Source organism: Burkholderia sp. Se-20378 (genome assembly GCF_017104665.1).
In the GTDB taxonomy this organism is placed as follows: Bacteria; Pseudomonadota; Gammaproteobacteria; order Burkholderiales; family Burkholderiaceae; genus Burkholderia; species Burkholderia lata.
This window is the reverse complement of record NZ_JAAGPG010001005.1, coordinates 1-1,322: the sequence shown is the minus strand read 5'-3', so window position 1 is coordinate 1,322 and position 1,322 is coordinate 1. Positions and strand designations below refer to the sequence as shown.

At 70.3% G+C, this 1,322-nt stretch carries 1 protein-coding gene and 1 pseudogene; both read right to left on the bottom strand.

Annotated features, from left to right (window positions below; translation table 11 throughout):
• The coding region (gene hflC / locus G3N93_RS39745; RefSeq protein WP_206135497.1) for a protease modulator HflC at positions 1-945 on the bottom strand (945 nt) is incomplete at its 3' end.
• A 93-nt stretch (positions 946-1,038) separates the two neighbouring features.
• Positions 1,039-1,322 (bottom strand): annotated as a pseudogene (locus G3N93_RS39740) (protease modulator HflK); the annotation flags it as partial.

Below are 1,322 nucleotides of genomic sequence, written 5' to 3'. Positions count from 1 at the left end.
CAGGATCAGGTTCGTATTGGTGCTGACCACCGCGTTCAGCGTATCGAGCGAACGCAGCATCGTGTACAGGTGCGGGTTGCCCGCATAGCTCTTGCCGTAGATGTCGGCCGCGTCCTTGCGCGATTGCGCTTCGATGCCGGCCGCTTTCACGTTCGCATCGGCCAGCGCGATGCGCGCGTCGCGCTCGGCATCCGAGCGGATCTGCGCGGCCTCGCGATTGCCGTCCGCGGTACGTTGCGCAGCCACGGTCTCACGTTCGGCGCTCATCCGGTCGACCGTCGCGGCGAGCGTGACGGCCGGCAGCGTGAGCCGTTCGAGCCCGACCTGGGCGACGCGAACGCCGTATGCCGCGTAGAGCTGCGCGTCGATCTGCCTGCGCAGTGCCTCTTCGAATTCGCCGATCTTCACCTGGGCCGGATCGGTGTTCACGAGCGACGCGAGATCGTACCCGGCGGACGTCGTCTGCAGCACGGAGCCGACGAGCGAGCGGATCTGCCGCGCCGCTTCGTCCGGCTCGTTGCCGACCGCACGCATGAAACGGCCGATGTCGCGCGCATCGGCGGGCACGCGCCACGCGACGTAGGCCTCGACGATGATGCGCAGCCCGTCGCGGGTGCCGACGTCCTGCAGGCCGCTCGACGTGGTGTGCAGGCGCAGGTCGACGGGCGTCACCGCATCGATCGGCGCGGGCAGGCGCCACGCGAGCCCGGGTTCGAGCAGCACGCGCACCGGTCGCCCGAAGCGCGTGATCACCGACGCCTCGCCGGCCCGCACCTGCACGAAGCTCGCGACCGCGCGCGCGACCAGCACGCACAGCACCGCAACGGCGACGCGCAGGCGGAACGCGCCGGGCGGCTGCGGTGCGCCATGGTGCGCGTGATGAGGGTGGTCGTGGCCATGGCCGTGGTGCGCATGATCATGCGCGTGCGAATGAAACAGACTCACGATGTCACCCCGGATGCGGCGCCGCCCGCGTGCGGTGCGGCGCCACGGCCTGCCGCCGTGTTGCGCCGCCCATGCGGATTACGCCGCGACATGTCAACGGATGCCGGCCAGATCGCCGGCAGGAGTATTGCGAAGATCGACGGTCGCCCGCGTGCCGTCGGCAAGCCGGTCGTCGATGATCGTCATGCGCGCGTTGCGCAGGCCGCGTTGCAGCCGGTCGAGGTAATACTCGAACGGAAACGCGGGCCCGCCGAGCCGGTACGCGACCAGGTCGGCGTCGAAATCGATCTGCTGCACGCGCGCCGACGACACCGTATCGCCGGCCTGTGCCTCGGCGCGCGCGACCCGTTCGAGCGCCTGCTGCTGCGCGTTGCCGA